Annotated in this window: 16 protein-coding genes; all 16 read right to left on the bottom strand. The window is 37.6% G+C overall.

Features of this window, described 5'->3' with window-relative positions; genetic code table 11:
* Positions 1-188: 188 nt before the first annotated feature.
* Positions 189-1,286, bottom strand: a complete 1,098-nt coding sequence (gene wecA / locus QV280_RS13825) for a UDP-N-acetylglucosamine--undecaprenyl-phosphate N-acetylglucosaminephosphotransferase (RefSeq protein ID WP_152820499.1) — start codon at positions 1,284-1,286, stop codon at positions 189-191.
* Between the two features lie 349 nt (positions 1,287-1,635).
* Positions 1,636-2,562, bottom strand: a complete 927-nt coding sequence (locus QV280_RS13820; protein ID WP_152820496.1) for a KpsF/GutQ family sugar-phosphate isomerase — start codon at positions 2,560-2,562, stop codon at positions 1,636-1,638.
* Positions 2,559-3,314 (bottom strand): 3-deoxy-manno-octulosonate cytidylyltransferase, encoded by a 756-nt coding sequence (kdsB, locus tag QV280_RS13815; RefSeq protein ID WP_367869558.1) that lies wholly within the window; start codon positions 3,312-3,314, stop codon positions 2,559-2,561. Before kdsB ends, QV280_RS13820 begins: the two co-directional genes overlap by 4 nt.
* Entirely contained in the window at positions 3,311-3,871 is a 561-nt protein-coding gene (locus tag QV280_RS13810) for a KdsC family phosphatase (protein WP_152820493.1), read from the bottom strand. The genes kdsB and QV280_RS13810 overlap by 4 nt, the downstream gene beginning before the upstream one ends.
* Positions 3,872-3,875: 4 nt before the next feature.
* Complete coding sequence (gene kdsA / locus QV280_RS13805) at positions 3,876-4,673, bottom strand: 3-deoxy-8-phosphooctulonate synthase (protein WP_152820490.1); 798 nt, start codon at positions 4,671-4,673, stop codon at positions 3,876-3,878.
* A gap of 176 nt (positions 4,674-4,849) precedes the next feature.
* A complete protein-coding gene (locus QV280_RS13800; protein WP_253912568.1) occupies positions 4,850-5,956 on the bottom strand; it encodes a glycosyltransferase family 4 protein in 1,107 nt (368 codons plus the stop codon).
* Positions 5,953-7,023, bottom strand: a complete 1,071-nt coding sequence (locus QV280_RS13795) for a hypothetical protein (RefSeq protein ID WP_152820485.1) — start codon at positions 7,021-7,023, stop codon at positions 5,953-5,955. The genes QV280_RS13800 and QV280_RS13795 overlap by 4 nt, the downstream gene beginning before the upstream one ends.
* 108 nt (positions 7,024-7,131) lie before the next feature.
* Entirely contained in the window at positions 7,132-8,295 is a 1,164-nt protein-coding gene (locus QV280_RS13790; protein ID WP_152820483.1) for a glycosyltransferase family protein, read from the bottom strand.
* Between the two features lie 1,299 nt (positions 8,296-9,594).
* Positions 9,595-10,959: a hypothetical protein gene (locus tag QV280_RS13785; RefSeq protein WP_152820481.1), complete on the bottom strand. Its 1,365-nt coding sequence runs from the start codon at positions 10,957-10,959 to the stop codon at positions 9,595-9,597.
* Between the two features lie 263 nt (positions 10,960-11,222).
* Positions 11,223-11,738, bottom strand: coding sequence for an acyltransferase (locus QV280_RS13780; RefSeq protein WP_152820479.1), 516 nt, complete (start codon positions 11,736-11,738; stop codon positions 11,223-11,225).
* Positions 11,738-12,985, bottom strand: coding sequence for a lipopolysaccharide biosynthesis protein (locus QV280_RS13775; RefSeq protein ID WP_152820477.1), 1,248 nt, complete (start codon positions 12,983-12,985; stop codon positions 11,738-11,740). Before QV280_RS13775 ends, QV280_RS13780 begins: the two co-directional genes overlap by 1 nt.
* Positions 12,986-13,102: 117 nt before the next feature.
* Positions 13,103-14,170 (bottom strand): pseudaminic acid synthase, encoded by a 1,068-nt coding sequence (pseI, locus tag QV280_RS13770; protein ID WP_152820475.1) that lies wholly within the window; start codon positions 14,168-14,170, stop codon positions 13,103-13,105.
* Between the two features lie 9 nt (positions 14,171-14,179).
* Positions 14,180-15,682 carry a UDP-2,4-diacetamido-2,4,6-trideoxy-beta-L-altropyranose hydrolase gene (pseG, locus tag QV280_RS13765; protein ID WP_152820473.1) on the bottom strand — a complete coding sequence of 501 codons (1,503 nt, stop codon included), beginning with the start codon at positions 15,680-15,682 and terminating at the stop codon, positions 14,180-14,182.
* Between the two features lie 2 nt (positions 15,683-15,684).
* Entirely contained in the window at positions 15,685-16,374 is a 690-nt protein-coding gene (pseF, locus tag QV280_RS13760; RefSeq protein WP_152820471.1) for a pseudaminic acid cytidylyltransferase, read from the bottom strand.
* Complete coding sequence (gene pseC / locus QV280_RS13755; protein ID WP_367869557.1) at positions 16,374-17,549, bottom strand: UDP-4-amino-4,6-dideoxy-N-acetyl-beta-L-altrosamine transaminase; 1,176 nt, start codon at positions 17,547-17,549, stop codon at positions 16,374-16,376. Before pseC ends, pseF begins: the two co-directional genes overlap by 1 nt.
* Positions 17,546-18,559 (bottom strand): UDP-N-acetylglucosamine 4,6-dehydratase (inverting), encoded by a 1,014-nt coding sequence (gene pseB / locus QV280_RS13750; RefSeq protein ID WP_152820467.1) that lies wholly within the window; start codon positions 18,557-18,559, stop codon positions 17,546-17,548. The genes pseC and pseB overlap by 4 nt, the downstream gene beginning before the upstream one ends.
* Position 18,560: the final 1 nt, after the last annotated feature.

Genomic DNA, 18,560 nt, shown 5'->3' with positions numbered 1-18,560 from the left:
GCCTGATGCTCCCTTTAACGAGCATTCGGATGTTTGGGTGACTGACTCAGCCTTTGTAGTCAGTGACTTTTTATTTGCTTAGAAACCACAATGCCCCCATCAAACACATTGATGAGGGCATTGAATTGCTCGTCATGCCAAGGGTTAAGCCTTACCCTTTACTTGAAAACAGTGTGTCTATTTCTGAGTTACAACGTGTCTTTTACTGGCTCGTCTTCCAGCTTTTTCCACTTTCTCACAATTTTTGCCATTTGAAATGAATGCGTCATCCAATACGTATGGAACAAGAAGCACCCTACAATGGTATAGAACATAATGTACTCAGGTACACCAAACGCTTCGCCCACAAGCCCAATGGTGGAGTACACCACTTGAACCAAACAAATCACCACTAAAGACTCTCTTGGCGTAAAACCGATGCGCTGCATGATGTGGTGAAAATGTTCACGATCTGGATGGAACGGTGAATGCCCTTTACGGATACGACGGATCATGATCGCCATCATGTCAATTAGCGGGACAGCGATTAGCCACAGCGCGGTTACCGGTCTAATCACGTAATCACCATGAATACCTTGCGTGCCACCAATCAAACTCCAAATCACGGTAAAGCCGATCATCATACTGCCCGCATCACCCATGAACACTTTACGCACCTTGCCAAAGTAGCCCAAATTGAACAATACAAACGGCACAACAATGACAATGAACACAGCCGCAAAGTAAGCCGATTGGTACAAGTCGTGCGAGTAAAAGACAATGCCGAGCGAGGCAAACACCACAATCGTCAAACCGCCCAACAAGCCATCAATGCCGTCCACCATGTTAAAGGCATTAATCGCGCCAATTACCGCGAACAAAGTCACAACGATATCGACATAAGGAGGGAAGGTCCACACTCCAAAGCCTAGCGCGTTGCCAATATGTGATAGCGTCAAACCCGTATAGTGAATCATAACTAGCGTTAGCACCGCTTGAATACCCATACGAAGCTTGTAGCTGATATCAAAGCGGTCATCCGCCACGCCAATCAAAACCAAAACGCTTAGGCAAGATGCAAATAACTGAGGATGCAATAGCTCATCGGCATTGACGTAGAGAAAATACATAACCGTAATACAAATGGATATGCCGCCCACTAACGGCACACTACCTTGATGGAGTTTACGCGCGTTGGGCTTGTCAACCAATCCTATCGCGTAGCCTACCTTACGCATGCAATAGAGCACCGCGAGCGACAGAAAAAAGAACATCGATAATTCGACGAGGGAATCAAAAAGTGACATGACGTTGAGCCTAATAATTGCAAAATTTAATTGGGTGTAACTGGATTGCGTGCTTTTCAAAAAAGAACTTGAGTTAGCGCGCAAGCATTATTGGTTATTCTATCTAGATTAGCGACACGTAGTGGTGCTAAATGGAGTATCTACATACTGCGTTGGGAAAGTCTGCATCCATATCGGAGCGCTGACTCATTATAAAAGTGAATGATGACAAAATAGCGACACAAAATATCACTATTTTGTCATTAGAACTTAGTAAAGTAACTAGAGCTAATTTACTATTTCATATTAAAATTAGACAATACTAATTTAGCTCTGACATCTAATTACATGAGAATAGTTTGCTAGTAAATTATTTCTTCAAAAGACCGACTAGAGAGCCACTTTTAAATACAAGTAACGCATTCACGTACTTATCATCCATTAACTTGTACGCCGATTGAATGCTTACTTCGGGTGCAACAGAGATAGGATTGGCTGTCGCTATATCCATTGCTCTCGAATCGAAAGCATCTTTTCCTTTGAGCTCCATTGTTCTTCGCAAATCACCATCTGTGATAATAGCAGGTTGCTCAGAGTCCAAGATAACAGCTAGGCCAACCTTGCCACTCGAAATAGTATTGATTACATCATGAAATGGCGCATTCGACCCTACAATCGGTAGATTTTCAGTAATCATTTCATCACTCACTTTGCCTAATAAACGGCGACCTAGACTGCCTCCAGGGTGAAACCGAGCAAAGTTTTCAGGTTGAAATTCTCGCTTTTCCATTAAACACACGGTCAATGCGTCCCCCATAGCTAACGTTGCTGTAGTCGATGCCGTTGGGGCTAACTGAAGAGGACACGCTTCTCTAGGAACATTGACATTTAAATGGTAATGTGAAGCCTGAGCCAAAGTGGAACTAGTACGTCCTGTTATACCTACAATGCAATTTCCATTGTCACGTAAAAAAGGAAGGAGTTTGAGAACTTCATCCGTTTCACCTGAATTTGAAATTGCAATGAACACATCTTCAGGCCTTACCATCCCTAAATCCCCATGGAAAGCTTCTCCAGGGTGCATAAAAAAGCTAGGGGTTCCTGTACTAGCAAACGAAGCAGCAATCTTTTTCCCAATAATTCCTGATTTGCCCATACCACAAATAATAGCTCTCCCTGCTGTATTTAAAATAGCATCAACTACACACTCAAAAGAACTATCTAGTTGATTAGACATATGTTCTAATCCAGCTATTTCTATCTGCAATACATCCTTAGCTCGTTCTAATACTGTCATTCTTCGCTTTCCATTATATTCTTTACCGTTAGGTAGTCTTCTTTTGTATCAATACCATGTGGTGGTGCGTTACCAACGACAGTTGCACCAATTGTAAGTCCATAGCTTAATGCTCTGAGTTGCTCTAGCTTTTCAAGCTTCTCTATGTCTGACACTCTGCAGTTACAAAAGCGTCTTAAGCTTTCTACTGTATACGCATAGATTCCTACGTGACGATAGCAACTTTCAAGCGAACCAACAGAATCTCGATTGAAAGGGATTGGACTACGTGAAAAATAAATAGCGCGTCCAATCTCTCCCAAAACGACCTTAACTACATTCGGATTGAGAAAGTCTTTTTTTTCAATTAGTGGTGTAACTACTGTAAAAATATCAAACTGGCCTGAATTTAAAGAAAAATGAGCCAACTGACTTATAACTTCACCAGGGATTAGAGGTTCATCACCTTGTACGTTGATAACTAATGTGTCGTCATCCCAATTGAGTTTTTCTGCCACTTCGTTGAGACGATCTGTACCACTATCATGAGACTTTCTAGTCATCAAAGAAGGTACATCTAATTCGATTGCTGTCTGATGAATCTTTAAATCATCAGTTGCGATAACTATATCACTAGCAGGTATACCTGCTTCTAATACACGTTGATAAACATGCCAAAAAATTGGCTTACCTAAGATAGTAAGTAATGGCTTACCCGGTAAACGAGATGAACCAAATCTTGCTGGTACAACAACCTTTAGTTTGTTTATCACTGCTCTACCTCTTTTACATCATCAAGCTCAATTTTTTTTAATAATGGCTTGTAAATCTCCAACAATGTACTTTGTAGTTGCGTAGTGAGCAACTGGTCTACGAAGTCACGAACGAAGCCGTGCCCCCCCTTTTTAGATGAAACCCAATCAGCAGACTCTAATGCCAATTTATGTGCATCACTTGGAGATGCTGAGAAACCACATTTTCGCATAATTGGAATATCAAGAACATCATCCCCACAAAACGCTACTTCCTTAGCATCTATAGCAAATAAGTCACATACTTCACCTAATTTAGGAAGCTTATTTTTACATCCGGTTTCAATAATATCGACCCCCAATTGTTCACAACGCTTTGTTAGCGCAAGACTCTTCTTGCCTGATATTACGCCCGTTTTGATACCATGAACTCGCAACAATTCAATAGCTATGCCGTCTTGAACATTAAAAGACTTAAAATACTCACCTAGTTCAGAAATATAAATGGAACCATCAGTCATAACACCATCTACATCAAACAACACCAGTCGAATCGGAGAGGTCAGCTTTAATGACATGAGTTTATACCAACTTTGATTCAATCATTTTTCGACGATTAACGACTTCATCTATTTCCAGAAGAGTCTCAAGCAATTCCTCCATATGTTTAAGTGGCAACATATTTGGACCATCGCAAAGTGCTTTATCAGGATCTGGATGTGTTTCCATAAATAGTCCATCAATTCCCACAGCTACTGCAGCTCGAGCTATTGCAGGGACATGATAACGGTTCCCACCTGTTGAACCATTTAGTGTACCGGGCATTTGCACACTATGTGTAGCATCCATCACAACTTTACAACCTGTTTCCTTCATAATCGTTAGACCAGGCATATAGTTGACGAGTTGCCCAAATCCAAAACTAGTACCGCGATCACATAACCAGATATCATCATTTCCAACTGCTCGACATTTTTCAACTACTGGCGCCATATCTGCTGGATGCATCCACTGGCCCTTTTTAATGTTAACAGGTTTACCCATTGAAGCGACCCGCTGAATAAAGCCTGTTTGACGAACTAAAAAAGCTGGCGTTTGTAATACATCTACTACCGAGGCTACCTCATTTAAAGGAGTATCTTCATGTACATCGGTAATAACCTTAACTCCAAGCTGTTCTTTAGCTTTTTGGAGTATTATTAAACCTTCTTCGACTCCCGGACCAGTAAAAGCAGAAGCGGATGAACGATTCGCTTTAGTGAAAGAAGACTTAGCAATATACTCTATACCTAACTTTTTAGTCACATCTTGCAAATATCCAAAAGTGTCCAGAACCAAAGATTCAGATTCGATTACACAAGGGCCCGCTATTAAAAACATAAATATACCTCTAGAGAAACGTTAAACATTACTAATATAAAAAAGATAAAGTTCCAACCAATGCATTTGAAAGCATGTTCAATAATTAGAGAAGTCATATCTCTCTGTTGAAAATCACATTATCTTATAAATGAACAACTAAATTATAAAAATCTTCTTTTAAATAAAAGCAATAGCTAACACTGATTATAAATATTTAGAACACTGTTGTTTCTTTTTGTATTAGAGTATTCATTACAAATGTATTCCCTAGCATTATTCGCAAGTATTTCTCGTAAGTTGCTATCTGATACAATCATTTGTATTTTGTCTGCAAGGTCTTGAGAGTTATCCTTTTCAAATAAATAGCCATTAAAGCCATCTTTGACTAAGTCACTATTTCCAGGAATATCAGAAACGATAGCAGGTAGACCACAAGATTGAGCTTCTAATATTGCTAAAGGCATCCCTTCCCAAAGTGACGGTAAAACAAAAAGGTCATACGCTGGAAGGAGTTTTTCTACACTATCAATCCAGCCTAATATTTCTACATTATTGTGCATATTATTGCTTTCAACGAAGTTTTTAATTTCACTTGAAAGTTCACCATCACCAATCAAATCCAATTTTACATCAACATTCCTATCACGAAGAATTTTTACAGCTTTAACCAAGCAAAGAGGATTCTTCTGTTTCCAGAGTCTTCCGACCATTACTATATGAAATCTTTTGTTACTAGTTTCCCTTGGAGAGAACACGTCAGTGTTTACACCATTAGGGATTATTTTGACAATATCTTTCCTATAACCAAGCAAACCAACTGCGATATCATAGTCAGATTCATTTAGAACAATCAATTTATCAGTAAAAAACTTTGCAAACCATTCCATTACAAAGAAGACAAACTTTGCAAACCGATTAGTTGTCATTGGAAAAGAAAAGCCATGTACCGTATGTATAACCAAAGGCGTACCTGATAATCGGGCAGCAATACGCCCTAAAAAACCAGTTTTAGAAGAGTGAGTATGGACAATATCAAACTTATTATGTTTGATAATCTTATATAATTTAAAAACAGCTCTAAAATCGCTTACTGGTTCTACATTTCTTTTTAACTCAGGAATTATAAAGTAGTCTATACCAAACTCCTCAAGTTTAAGGGTTAACGGACCTTTACCATTGCATGCAACAGAGAAATTATATTTCTCCGGATTGTTTTCATAAACTTCAACAATTTCGTTTAGACTCACTCGTTGAACACCTGTGAGCAATGGCAATAGTTGAATGTGTAAAACATTCTTCATTTTATCCACTTTCTAATATCCTTAAATACTTTATTACTCTTGAATTTGAGATAAAGTTTGCGTACATACCATTCAACATTGAAGTTGAATTTAGATTCGAGCATATTCATCATGCTAATATCTATATGTGCGTCAACTTTATTACAATTATAATTTGGTTTACTAACCAGGGCCTTATCAATACATTCTGTAATGCCAACTTCTGTAATGTAAGATTTCAAAATTTTGTTTTGAATTTCAATTCTACTTTCTTCCAATGAGATGAAATCTTGCAAACTAGATTCCAACACTTTTGCTGAAGGCAACAACCATCCTGCTTGCAAGTACATAGGCCAATCTCGATAAACTAATAAAGCAACAGACCTTCGATGATACATAGCAGTAATAGCTATACTACTTGGAGTAGTTATTACTGAGTTATAGTCCGCAAGAGTCTCTTCGAACCCTCTATTTATATCGTTGTAAACTTGATGATCAACGTTTAATGCAGAAAGCAGTTTTTCATCAAATATTCTAAAACAAAACTTAATCGAGTTGTAACTAAGTAGTTCTGCTACTTCAGAAATTAGTGACTTTAGTCTACAAAATTCCAGTTCATTAAAGTATGCGGTATTAGCTGTTGTTATCAGAACTTTAGTATCTTTTGATAAATCAATAACATCAGTTTGAGACAACATTCGCTCTGGCATATATTGAATAACCTCTACATCTTGAGAAAAATAATTAGCCTCTCTTTTACCAACGCTCAAAAAACAATCTTGTATTATTGGATGGAATAAAGAAAGCCTGTATTTAGTTATCATAGGATTTTCGAAAGCGTTAGAAAATTCAAAAATACCATCAGAACAAAGCAGTGTTCTTTTATTAAGTGATTTGAATTTTAGAGTTAACAGGGTATTGTGTGGCATAGTATAAAACGCACAAACAAAGCCGGAGAATTTTTTGAAAAAAGATATTTCTTTATTATAAAATCTAGACCCACCAAAAACATATTCCAATCCATCAATATCTCTAAGCCCTAGAGATCTATAATACGTTTCATGTTCAGAAAATAGTATTTTTTTCATGATATCTTCATATTAGGATTAAACTTAACAAATCTAATCGGCTATATTAAAAACAAAGATCAACCTCAGTTAAGTAACGATAAGCAACACAACTTAACCTGTATAAATCTAAGGATTTTCAATATCTATAAAATAAGAAAGCTCTTGCATCAGTTCTTCATTTTGAGATTCAAAGTTTAATAACTTCTTGCAGTGCTCCATGTTATTATTTGATATTCTGATCATTTCTTTAATATCAAGTTCACTTACGGCATTATTTAAATTTTCGGAGTGTACATCAATATTTAGGCCATAATTGTAGTTCTCATAAAATTTATTTAGTGAGTGATTTTTGGAAGAGATGACAAAATAACCACATGACATATATTCGAACAATTTATTTGGCGCACAATATTTAGTATTCAAGTTACTTTCGTCCCAAAAAACGATCCCTACATTACACTTGGATCGGAGCTCCGCAAGTTGAAATTGATTCAGGTATCCATGATCAACTATAGAGCTATCTTTTACCAATTGATTAAATTCTTTTTCGAAGACATTTTGAACTTTACCCGCAAAATGTACTTCATATATTTCGCTTAATTGCAGCAGTAAACTCATCAACTCGTAAGGGTAATTGGTCTTTCCAATGACACCTTGGTATAAGACCCGAATTTGATCGAAATTTTTTCCTGTAGAGGACACGCTCTCAAAAGGGGGACAATTTAGCACAAGGTAATGCTTGGCATTCCGATAAATATCTCTAGCTAAAAGTAATCTATCGTACTGTGGTGAGACGCATAGGTTTACATTATTCCTGTACTTTTTTAAAAGTGGAGATAATAACATCGCTTGTGATTTAGAAATAAAATTAAGATGATCCTCCGTCCATATTTCACTATAATTCTGTAAGATAAGTACATTCTCAGAGTTTATTAAACCAAATAAAGGATTCTCAAACGTAGTCACAATAATCAACCTATTATTCTTAGCCTGTGAGATAATATTAATTATCATTTTAAACTCAGAAATAAAGAGAGATATATTTCGCAGCAATCTAAACCAAACTCTATTTTTTTTAGGTTTTATACATTCCAACCATCCAGATAAAACATTCCTTTTAAACGAAAAACCAGGAATGTCATATATAGGTCTAGGGTAGTCCCACCTTTCGTATGTTTCTATATCCACACTATCGAATTTTTTATTAACCAAATTAATGAAGCTTATGTATTTAGGTGAACTATAACCTAATGTTATATTTGATATGAAAATTAGTTTGATCTTTTCCATGTGAAATCTCTGTCATAATTTATTATATTAGATTGCTATTTAAGCACTAGTATACATGGTATCTATTAAATGTTGTTGTTATTTTCTTTTCCCAAAAATGTAGAGAAGTAGAAAACAAACAAATAAAAAACAAAGTCAGTTGCATAACCAAGGAATGCAACTGAATCCAAACAATAACGTATAACTAGAATAGAGAACAAAACGAATAAGTATAAATCTTTCTTAAAAGATTTATACAAAACATAAAACGTACACAAAAGAAAAAATATAACTGTAGCACCATAATAAACATTAAAGTTAATATATGAGTTGTGTGTATTTCCATTATATAATTTAGTCCAAGGCATTTTATCTACGTCAAAGCCCAATAAAAATGTTTTCAGATCAAAAAGTTCCAAATACTCATGGAGAAAGATAGATCTTGGACTTTCCATTCCTTTGGAGAAATTACTGTTCTCTACAGCTCCTGTTATAATCATCGGTAAAAATGGTAGAGTTACCATCAATGTCAGTAGGAAATATTTCTTGTAATAGAAAAATAGTACTAGCAGTATTATAATTAATGAAAGAATGATACCGGTCCTACTCAGCAAAAGAATATTTAGAATCGAAGGAAGAAGAATCAGACTGATGTTGGGTTTAATATCATTTATCTTCGCCGAAAATAAGTATTGAATAATAAATATGAGCAAGTAAAAACTGACGACATTTCTACTTTGTTTATGAAAAATAGTATCCGCATAAAGTGGAAAATCTATAGATAACGAAATTGATTCAATGTATTTGTAGCAAATATAGGCTGTGAATATATTCAAAATGTATGCGGAATATTTAAGCAGTATTAACCTATTCTTCATCATTCCATAAGAAAGAGAGCAACAACATGTTCCGACCAACCAACTTACTATTGATGCTCCTAGTAATCCCCTTTCATAAAACACTATATTCATTGGCAAATAGATCAAACCAAACAAGCAAACAATAAATAAAGATTTATTTAGTTCGTGTCTCATGTACGTAGAATATAAAATCAACAAGATAAAAATGCTAAAAAACAAAGTAATTATCGATTTCAACTGACCCAACTCGAGGAATATACCTAACAAAAGATAGATAACGAAGTAAGTTAAAACACTATAAAGCATTATTGTTTTGTATTCAGCTTTCAACGTGACTCCTTATTGAACTGCTCAATATTTTATTTATGAAACTGGAATTTAGACATGCTAATTTCAACACGACTCTTCAAACTAAAGAAGCTAACATTCTAATGCAATATATTTAAAAAGGATTAAATTATCAAAAATCACACTCAAAATCTGAGTGTACCTCTATATCATTAATGACACTTACTGTATTTGATCTGACATTTTTGCAATTTACAATGTCATTTATCAATTTTGCAACTATAATTTTTTCTTTATTCTGATATGTAGTCAAATAGGATGCACTATAATTTTTAATAGCTTCATTTCTTGACTTTTCTTCGTTGAGTTTATCTTTTTCGAACTCTTCAATAATGTTTGTTGTTTCAACAGAAACTCCAGAGTTAATAAATCCATAATAGTCATAATATACGCTATCTATTAGAAAATCATAATAGTATGTAGGGAGACCTGCTAATGCTGCTTCAATATGAATGCTTGACTCACAACATATCAATGCTTTACACATAGAAAAAAAATCGGAAAGCGGCATACTTTGAGGATTAGACCAGACCACAGAAAGATCCTTAAGTTGACTGTAGACTTTATTATAATGTTCTGGATGAGGCCTTAATAGCACTTTGAAATTAGAACTATTTAAATTTGAAATACAATCTTTTACCCTTTTCAAGTCATCTAATTCGTTGATAGCAATACCAATAAAGCTTCCCTTTTTTGTTAAAGGATAAATATTTTTCTGCTGCCCAGTAAGAAACGCTTGCTTCGGTTTATGCTTACTGCGAGCAAAAGTTTTACATTTTAAGTAGACATCTAGGGCTTTCTGCCCATCAAGAAAAACATAATCGAATTTCAGTGATGGTAGTAGTGAGGATATAGAAGCATGCTGTACATACATAGTTTTTATCCCATAAACCTCACAAACAAGGCGTAGGCTTGTATTTTCCACATTGTGATCATTAGACATTAAGACGAAATTCGGACGTGTATCAATATTTTCAAATAGATCATTATACATCCAAAGATAAGTATAACTTTTACAGTAGTTTGAGTAAAAGTTCCAACTTGCGCTACTAGAGTTTATGCTTTTAACAACTCTTTTGAATCTTAATAGTGAAACTAGTATAGGGCCAAAATAACTATTTAGCTTCACCCGATTTATTACTTCATTCTTAACCTTCGTATTAACAGAGTAATAATTACACGCTAAATTATGGTTTGAACATAACTCTTTATATATTGTTATCAACGAACTATATTGATTATGCGTACTCGAAAAAAAAATAATGTCAGGCTTATTTTTTATTGATTTAAAACTCTTTGAGTCTATGAAATATTTTAGATTAAACAAGAGAAACTGAAATATATTTCCAATAAAACCAAATCTTTTCAATTTTTTTTTGTGTGGGAAATCAGATAAAGAAATACCATCAATATAAGAAAGTTCAATTTCACTTTCTCTTTCAAGACAACTCATTATGAACTTTATTTTCTGTAACATACCAACTCCAATGTTACTCTCGTATTTATCAAGCTATTAAACTAAAAATCTCGTCTTATATAGTTCAATTATTCCTTTCTAGATATATCTACAGATATAAGAACAATCCAGAAAATCACAGGGAACTCTAATTTTATTTATTACGAAGCTAGAGTCATGAAAGTCCATGAATTAGTGTCGTTAAAAATAACCGCTTAAACTCTCGATCTAAAAATAATGATGACTCCCTGCCAAGAAATCACTGCCTTAACTTGTAGCTCTGATTAGCAAAATTTGTTCTGATTTTTCAGTGCATAATAGTGCACTGAGTCTCTTTTGCTAAAAACCTTAGCTGGATGGCCACCAGCAATAGATAAAGCCGGTATATCCGAAACAACTACGCTGCCTGCTTGGATGACCACGCCTTCACCTATTTTTACACCTCCTAATATTATTACTTTACAACCTACCCACACATTATCGCCAATATCAATATTTTTGATAACAGAGCTATGGTCATAAGGTAAAGCGGTACCATTTATATTGTGATTTTCAGTAATCATCATACAGTCTGGACCCGAATGAAAGTTGTTCCCTATTCTTACTTTGCCACGCCCTAAAATGTCTATTCCGTTAAAATGACAATTTGACCCTAGATGAGTGTTTTTGTTAAAAGTAGACCTTTTGTTCACATGAGGTAAACCATCATATTCTTTAAGTGATTTAAGTGCCTTACGTGTATAGTAATACTTCCACATTATTTTTTTCAGTTTTCGAAAAATTTTAAAATTAATATGCATCACTGTCTCCAAAATAGCCAAGGCATTGAAAATAATCTAGTACTTAAAAACCAAGTGCACAAAAATTGCCAAAAATTTGCCAACATAAACGAAAACGCAGCACCTTGAATACCATACTTAGGAATAAACAAGAGTAGAAGAATTATGTTAATCAAGCCAGAAGATAGAGTTATATAAGACAAATATTTAGTCTTTTTCACATAGAAAATGTAGTTTGTTACTGTTAAGTACATTCCTAAAAAAACTTGCCCCAAGATTATTATAGGCAAAACATCAGCTGCTTCATGAAATCTTTCACCAACAATTATTATCAATATGGGTGGTGAGATAAAAAATGCAAGTATAGACATTATAACTAGAAATAAAAAATATCCATAAGTACATTTTACAATAAAAATATACTGCTCAATATTACTTTCGTTTAGTTTACTGAACAACCAAGGTGAATAAGCTTTGTTAATACTATTAAAAACCATATTAAGCGCCCCACCCAAACTAACAGCAACCATATATATTCCTGTTGTTTCTATGCCTAACTCCCTATTTACTAGCAGTCTATCAACTGATAACAGTAGAATTCCTCCGAGTACATGTGGAATTAGTGGTAATCCAAAATTCAAAGCGCTTTTAATATCGTTATAATTATATTCAAATAATAGTAATTTTTTGTTTCTAAGAGCAAGATAAGACAAACAACCAATGATCATACTTGTTATCACTGTTGCATAAACACGCCCATCGCCTCCTAACTCAAAAGAAACTACAAACAACAAACTAAACCCAAAAACAATTGCAACATTAATGATTTGTAGAAGACCATATGTTTTAGCTGAACCTCTAACCTGCCATTGTACTAACCTGAAGTTGAAAGAAAAATTAAAGAAAGAAACAATTACTCCAAAGTAGATCCATTGTGCAGGTATATCCAGATAGCTACTAATTAGATTATGTGTGATAGTTAAAAAGAACAATGTCGCAGATGTACTTAATAATAAGATAATAAAACAATTACCATTGAACCTCGCTAATTCGGCAGTCGATACACCTCTATCAAAAAAACGTCTACCAGCGGCTCCACTCACGCTCAATCCAGATATAGCACCTATTCCAGACACCAATATATTAAACATAGCAACTTGACCATATTCTTCTGGTGAAAGATAGCGAGTTAATATAGGTAGTAATAAAAAAGGTATAATCCCACTTAAAATTGAGCTAGATATATAAATAGCGGATTTTTTTATCAAATTATAGCCCTAAATTTTGAATAATAAAGCAAGCGCAATATCCTGAAGAGTAAATAAATAAAACTCATTCTCATCAGTTTATTAGCTCTATATATAAGGAAGAAAGTTTCTAAAAATCTATGAGCCTTTTTGTTCACTGTCAATTAAATGTGTAGACAACGGTGTTCCTCTTATAATATCAACCTTAGCTCGGTTGCCTATAACGTCTTCAATTTTCTTTGGCAATAACCCGAAACCTGGTCTAATGCTTCTCACATTCTGAGGGGTGAATTTCTCGCCTGCTCTGACGTTTTTCACTACATATAACGAACGGCGAAATTTGACATTACCCTTTTCAGCATCAGTTCTTTCATAATTGACTCTTCCGAGGGCTTGCCATGCGGTTTTTGTATCCTTACATAACGCTTCTAGCTCAAGTGGTTCCAGTGAGAAACTATCATCTGCTCCACCACCATTTCTGTCCATAGTGACATGTTTTTCAATTAAACACGCTCCAAGCGCGACAGACGTCACAGCCGTGGCATTGTCAATCGTATGGTCCGATAACCCTGAAAGCACATCAAAGCGTGTCGCGATATCTGTAACCGTTTTTAAGTTATACTGCTCAGCTGGTGCAGGATACCCACTGACACAATGCAGAACGACTAACTCTGCACACCCGTTTTCTCTCGCTGTTTTAATTGCCTCTTCAATCTCTTCTTCATTCGCCATTCCAGTAGAAATAATCATTGGCTTACCAGTTTGAGCTACTCGCTTGATGAGAGGTAAGTCAATCACCTCGAACGAAGCTATTTTGTAAGCAGGGGAATCAAGTTCTTCGAGTAAATCCACTGCCGTAAAATCAAATGGCGAACTGAAAATAGTAATGCCTAGCTCTTGAGCCTTTTCAAACAGTGGCTTATGCCATTCCCACGGCATATGAGCACCTTTGTAGAGCTCATAAAGTGTTTGACCGTCCCACAATCCACCTTCGATTTGAAAATCTTCTGTATCGCAATCAATCGTAATGGTCTCATGCGTATACGTTTGCAACTTAATGGCATCCGCTCCAGCTTTCTTAGCTTTTTCCATGATTTGAAACGCACGGTTGATATCCCCATTATGATTGGCTGACAGCTCTGCAATGATATAGGGTGGAAAGTCTGGGCCGATTTTACGACCATCAATAGTAATAAAAGGATTCATTTTTTTACCTCAACAAATAGGTTTTCGGATGTAGTTTTCTTCATCCACTTGTTGGTAACGTGCATTTTCAAACAGTCGTTTTGAAGCGCTGTTCGCTTTAAGTACCGTTGCGTGGAGCGTCAGTTCTGGGTGCAGCGCATCTATTAATTGAAGCGCTTGAGTCGCAATGCCCTGACCATAGCATTCTGGATTAACAAAGATAGACACAAGATAATGATTTGGCTCTATCCTATCTAGGCGCAGCACTCCCACTTTTTCCGATATCGTCGAATGGGTGACCATATAGAAATAATCAGAAGCAGTTCTCAGCTTCTTTTCCATCCATGCGCTGTGCTCTGACCAAGTCGGCACTCGTGGATTAAGGGCATACTCTCGAGTTTTCGGGTGGCACTGCCAGTGATAAACGGTTTCAATATCACTCGGAGTTGCCCTCACCAATGACAAGTGTTCACGGTTACTACTGAACAGCTGCTCCATCTCCAAAGTCACTCGTCTTACGCCCAAACCATCACACAGCGCTAAATTAGCGCCTTTCATTTCGTGCCAATCATTACAAACGGCTTCATAAGCACTTTGAATCTCCGTTGATATATTCTCTAAATCAACTTTAACAGCGGCCCCATATTTGACCAGTTGCTCGCTAACCAGTGTTTGGTTATCGGCCAAAGGAACAATAATATTGGGTAAGCCTAAGCATGCACGCTCCCAACTGCTGGTACCTGGAGCACCTATAGCAACATCGTGCTCTAACATCAACGTCGCCATATCTGAAACGAAATCCAAATGTGTGACATCATAGCGCTGCTTACACCAGTTCGAAACTTGCTTATAGTGGGGAGCTCTACGAGAAAGCAAGACAGTAAAATGAGCCTGAACATGCGAACATAAAGACTTGAGTACTTCCAATGTTGCATTCGGGGCATCCACGCCTCCCATAGAAACCAAAATACGAATAGGCGTGGTGGGCAATGCTCGAGAAAGTGCTTCCTCACGTAATCTCGAAAACGCGGGCTTAAGCAAAGCGTATTCGCTACCCGCAAGCACAGAATTAGAGCTACTCGAGTAGTCGCCTCTAGAGCGACCCAAGGTCTGGTCTAAAACTAAGTCTGCGCAGTGCTCTCTGGCTAAATCATCTATCGCAAGCAAACGACAATTTATCGATTGAACCACCTTAGACTGCCATTTCTTGCCTATTGCATAATGGTCAGTCACCACTAAGTCTGCGGAGTGAACTTTTTCTAAAAAGTTTTTTGCGTCATCTTCAATCGTTTTTTGAAGCCAAGTCCCATAGTCAGCATCACTTTGAGCTTGTATTACCGTTTTAGGTGCAGCGAGCGTAACAACCGAAAAGCCGCTGTCTGTAATAAACGCTCGCATATCCCCCTCCAGGGGAGTACAAGCAAAGACACAACGGTGTCCGGCGCGTTCCAATTCATCGGCGAGTACTAAGCAGCGCATGACGTGGCCGCTGCCAATTAAAAGGGAGGCGTCAACTCGAAAAACAACGTTCATTCTTACGACTTACTGACTAAAGAGTACAGCGCTTCCGCAAACTCCCAGTCTTCTGGAGTATCAATATCTTGAACGCGCTTCCTAGGGAGAACATACGCTTTCGAGTGAGGTGCAAAAAACGCTTTCTGGCTCAGAAACGCCTCTGCCGTCCCCCAATAAAATTGTCCAGCGTCGTGATACGCCTCTTCCAAATCTTGAGAACGCGTTAGCTCGTACTGTGGCTGGAACATTGACACCGAGTTGGATTCAGACAACTTGATAGCTCGTTGAATAGGGAAGCCGAAGGTCGTCGCACTGAATACATAGGCTGACTTCGAATCTCGCAACAGTTCTCCCGCTTCTCTAAGGTCCCGAGCAGTCGCAAATGGTGCAGTTGCGTACAAACAACACACATAGTTTGGGGCAAAACCTTGCTCAATACACCACTCAACCGCATGGCGCATAACCTCTGCGGTCGTAGAGAAATCATCTGAAAATTCACTCGGGCGCACGAAAGGCACCTCTGCTCCACACATCTTAGCCATTTCAGCAATTTCAGCATCGTCCGTTGAGACGATGACTTTATCAAAACAACCTGAATTTAAAGCGGCCTGTATGGAATAAGCTATCATAGGCTTACCATGAAACAGTTTAATGTTCTTACGTGGAATACGTTTACTGCCCCCTCGAGCAGGAATGATGGCAATATTCATCACACACCTTCTAGAATACGAGTCAGTACCGACACCACTGTATCTTGTTGCTCATCAGTCATCAAATGGAACATAGGAAGAGAAATCGCCTCTGAGTAATAACTCTCAGACTCAGGGAAGTCGCCTTGCTTGAATCCTAATTGCTGATAGTAAGGTTGCGTGTGCACAGGAATATAATGAAGGTTTACACCTACGCCATTTTCTCTGAGTGCATCGAATACTTCTTTATGTGTTGAGTCAATCTCATCCAATTTCAGACGAACCACATACAAATGCAGACCTGAATAGGTATTTTCCAACTGATACGGCAACACAATCGGTAAACCTTCAAGCAGTTCGTCATAACGGTTTGCCCGGCGGTGGCGCGCGCTCACGAACTCTTCCAATCGGGTCATCTGAGTCACACCCAGCGCTGCTTGTAATTCAGTCATACGGTAGTTATACCCAAGTTCAACTTGTTGGTAATACCAACCGCCATGAGATTCACCTTTCATTAAACTCTGGTCCCGCGTCACACCGTGACTGCGTAACAGATTCATTTTTTGAGCTAGCCCATCATTATTGGTTAAGGCCGCACCGCCTTCGGCAGTAGTGACGATTTTTACTGGGTGGAAACTGAAAACGGTGATATCGGAATATTGACTGTTTCCAATAGGCGCTTCGTGATAACGACCGCCAATGGCGTGAGAGGCATCTTCAATAATTTTGAAACCGTACTCAAGAGACAGCGCGTGAATGGCTTTCATATCACACGGTTGACCGCACAAGTGAACCGGCACCACGACTTTAGGTAATATATCGTCTTTCTTAGCTTGGATGAGCTTCTGCTCTAGCTTAACCGGACAAAGGTTGTAGGTGTCTGGGTCAATATCCACAAAGTCGACTTTGGCACCGCAATAGAGCCCGCAGTTTGCTGAGGCCACAAACGTCACAGGAGAGGTCCAAAGGATATCACCTTCGCCCAGTCCCAGAGCCATACACGCTATATGAAGTGCGGATGTCGCGCTATTCACCGCCACTGCATGTTTAGCACCGGTGAACGACGTTAACGCTTGCTCAAATGCCGGGACTTGAGGACCTTGCGTCAGAAAGTCAGATTGTAAAACATTCACCACCGCATCTATATCTTGTTGCGTAATTTCTTGTTTTCCGTACGGTATCATAGCTTCACTCACACAGAGAAAGTTGGATCAACGTGCTCTTTAATCAGGTCACGTAAGCCTTCAATGGATTCCCACTCAGTATTAGTGCCTGAGTTATATTTAAAACCAAACGGTACTTTTTCCGCTTTGTGATGGTCAATGTATTCAGCTTCTGTGTACGTGAACGAAACAGAAGGCAAGATTGCGTAATAACGACCTAAATCGATCGTATTTAACGAGTCAGTATCGGTAATCATTTCTTCATGAAGTTTTTCACCAGGGCGAATACCCACAACTTTGGTCTCACATTCAGGTGCAATCGCTTTTGCGATATCAAGGATACGGTATGAAGGAATTTTAGGAATGAAAATTTCTCCGCCAAGATGATTCTCTAACGCATACATCACCATGTTCACACCATCTTGAAGAGAAATGTTGAAACGCGTCATCTCTTCGTGGGTAATTGGCAGTATGCCTTCTTCTTTCTTCTTCATAAAGAAAGGGATCACTGAACCACGAGAGCCCATTACATTGCCGTAGCGAACGACGCTAAAGCGGATGTCTTTAGAACCTTTAATGTTGTTTGCTGCAGTAAATAGTTTGTCTGAAGTAAGTTTCGTCGCACCATATAAGTTAATTGGTGCACAAGCTTTATCGGTAGACAGTGCTACAACATCTTTTACGCCACATTGAAGTGCTGCGTGAATCACATTCTCAGCACCATCCACGTTAGTGCGAATGCATTCTGTTGGGTTATATTCTGCGGTATCAACTTGCTTAATCGCTGCTGCGTGGATAATCACATCCACACCTTCACATGCCTGAATCATACGTTGTTGGTCACGTACATCACCGATAAAGAAACGAAGCTGTGGAAAGTTTTTGTGTGGATATTGCTGTTTGATTTCAAACTGCTTAAGTTCATCACGAGAAAAAATAATGATCTTTTTCACGTCTTGGTAGCGTTCAAGAATTGTTTTAATGAATTGCTTCCCGAACGAACCAGTACCACCGGTGATTAAAACTGTTTTATTATTCAACATT

This window comes from Vibrio sp. B1Z05, from assembly GCF_052955985.1.
Note: the sequence above shows the minus strand (reverse complement) of the source record. Positions and strands in the feature narration are given on the sequence as shown.

What these genes read in the sequence shown, in the direction of transcription:
- pseF (WP_152820471.1), bottom strand. Translation starts at nt 16,374, where the DNA reads ATGAATATTGCCATCATTCCTGCTCGAGGGGGCAGTAAACGTATTCCA.
- QV280_RS13800 (WP_253912568.1), bottom strand. Translation starts at nt 5,956, where the DNA reads ATGAAGAATGTTTTACACATTCAACTATTGCCATTGCTCACAGGTGTT.
- QV280_RS13785 (WP_152820481.1), bottom strand. Translation starts at nt 10,959, where the DNA reads ATGTTACAGAAAATAAAGTTCATAATGAGTTGTCTTGAAAGAGAAAGT.
- QV280_RS13790 (WP_152820483.1), bottom strand. Translation starts at nt 8,295, where the DNA reads ATGGAAAAGATCAAACTAATTTTCATATCAAATATAACATTAGGTTAT.
- QV280_RS13820 (WP_152820496.1), bottom strand. Translation starts at nt 2,562, where the DNA reads ATGACAGTATTAGAACGAGCTAAGGATGTATTGCAGATAGAAATAGCT.
- QV280_RS13780 (WP_152820479.1), bottom strand. Translation starts at nt 11,738, where the DNA reads ATGCATATTAATTTTAAAATTTTTCGAAAACTGAAAAAAATAATGTGG.
- QV280_RS13795 (WP_152820485.1), bottom strand. Translation starts at nt 7,023, where the DNA reads ATGAAAAAAATACTATTTTCTGAACATGAAACGTATTATAGATCTCTA.
- wecA (WP_152820499.1), bottom strand. Translation starts at nt 1,286, where the DNA reads ATGTCACTTTTTGATTCCCTCGTCGAATTATCGATGTTCTTTTTTCTG.
- pseI (WP_152820475.1), bottom strand. Translation starts at nt 14,170, where the DNA reads ATGAATCCTTTTATTACTATTGATGGTCGTAAAATCGGCCCAGACTTT.
- pseB (WP_152820467.1), bottom strand. Translation starts at nt 18,559, where the DNA reads ATGTTGAATAATAAAACAGTTTTAATCACCGGTGGTACTGGTTCGTTC.
- pseG (WP_152820473.1), bottom strand. Translation starts at nt 15,682, where the DNA reads ATGAACGTTGTTTTTCGAGTTGACGCCTCCCTTTTAATTGGCAGCGGC.
- kdsA (WP_152820490.1), bottom strand. Translation starts at nt 4,673, where the DNA reads ATGTTTTTAATAGCGGGCCCTTGTGTAATCGAATCTGAATCTTTGGTT.
- QV280_RS13810 (WP_152820493.1), bottom strand. Translation starts at nt 3,871, where the DNA reads ATGTCATTAAAGCTGACCTCTCCGATTCGACTGGTGTTGTTTGATGTA.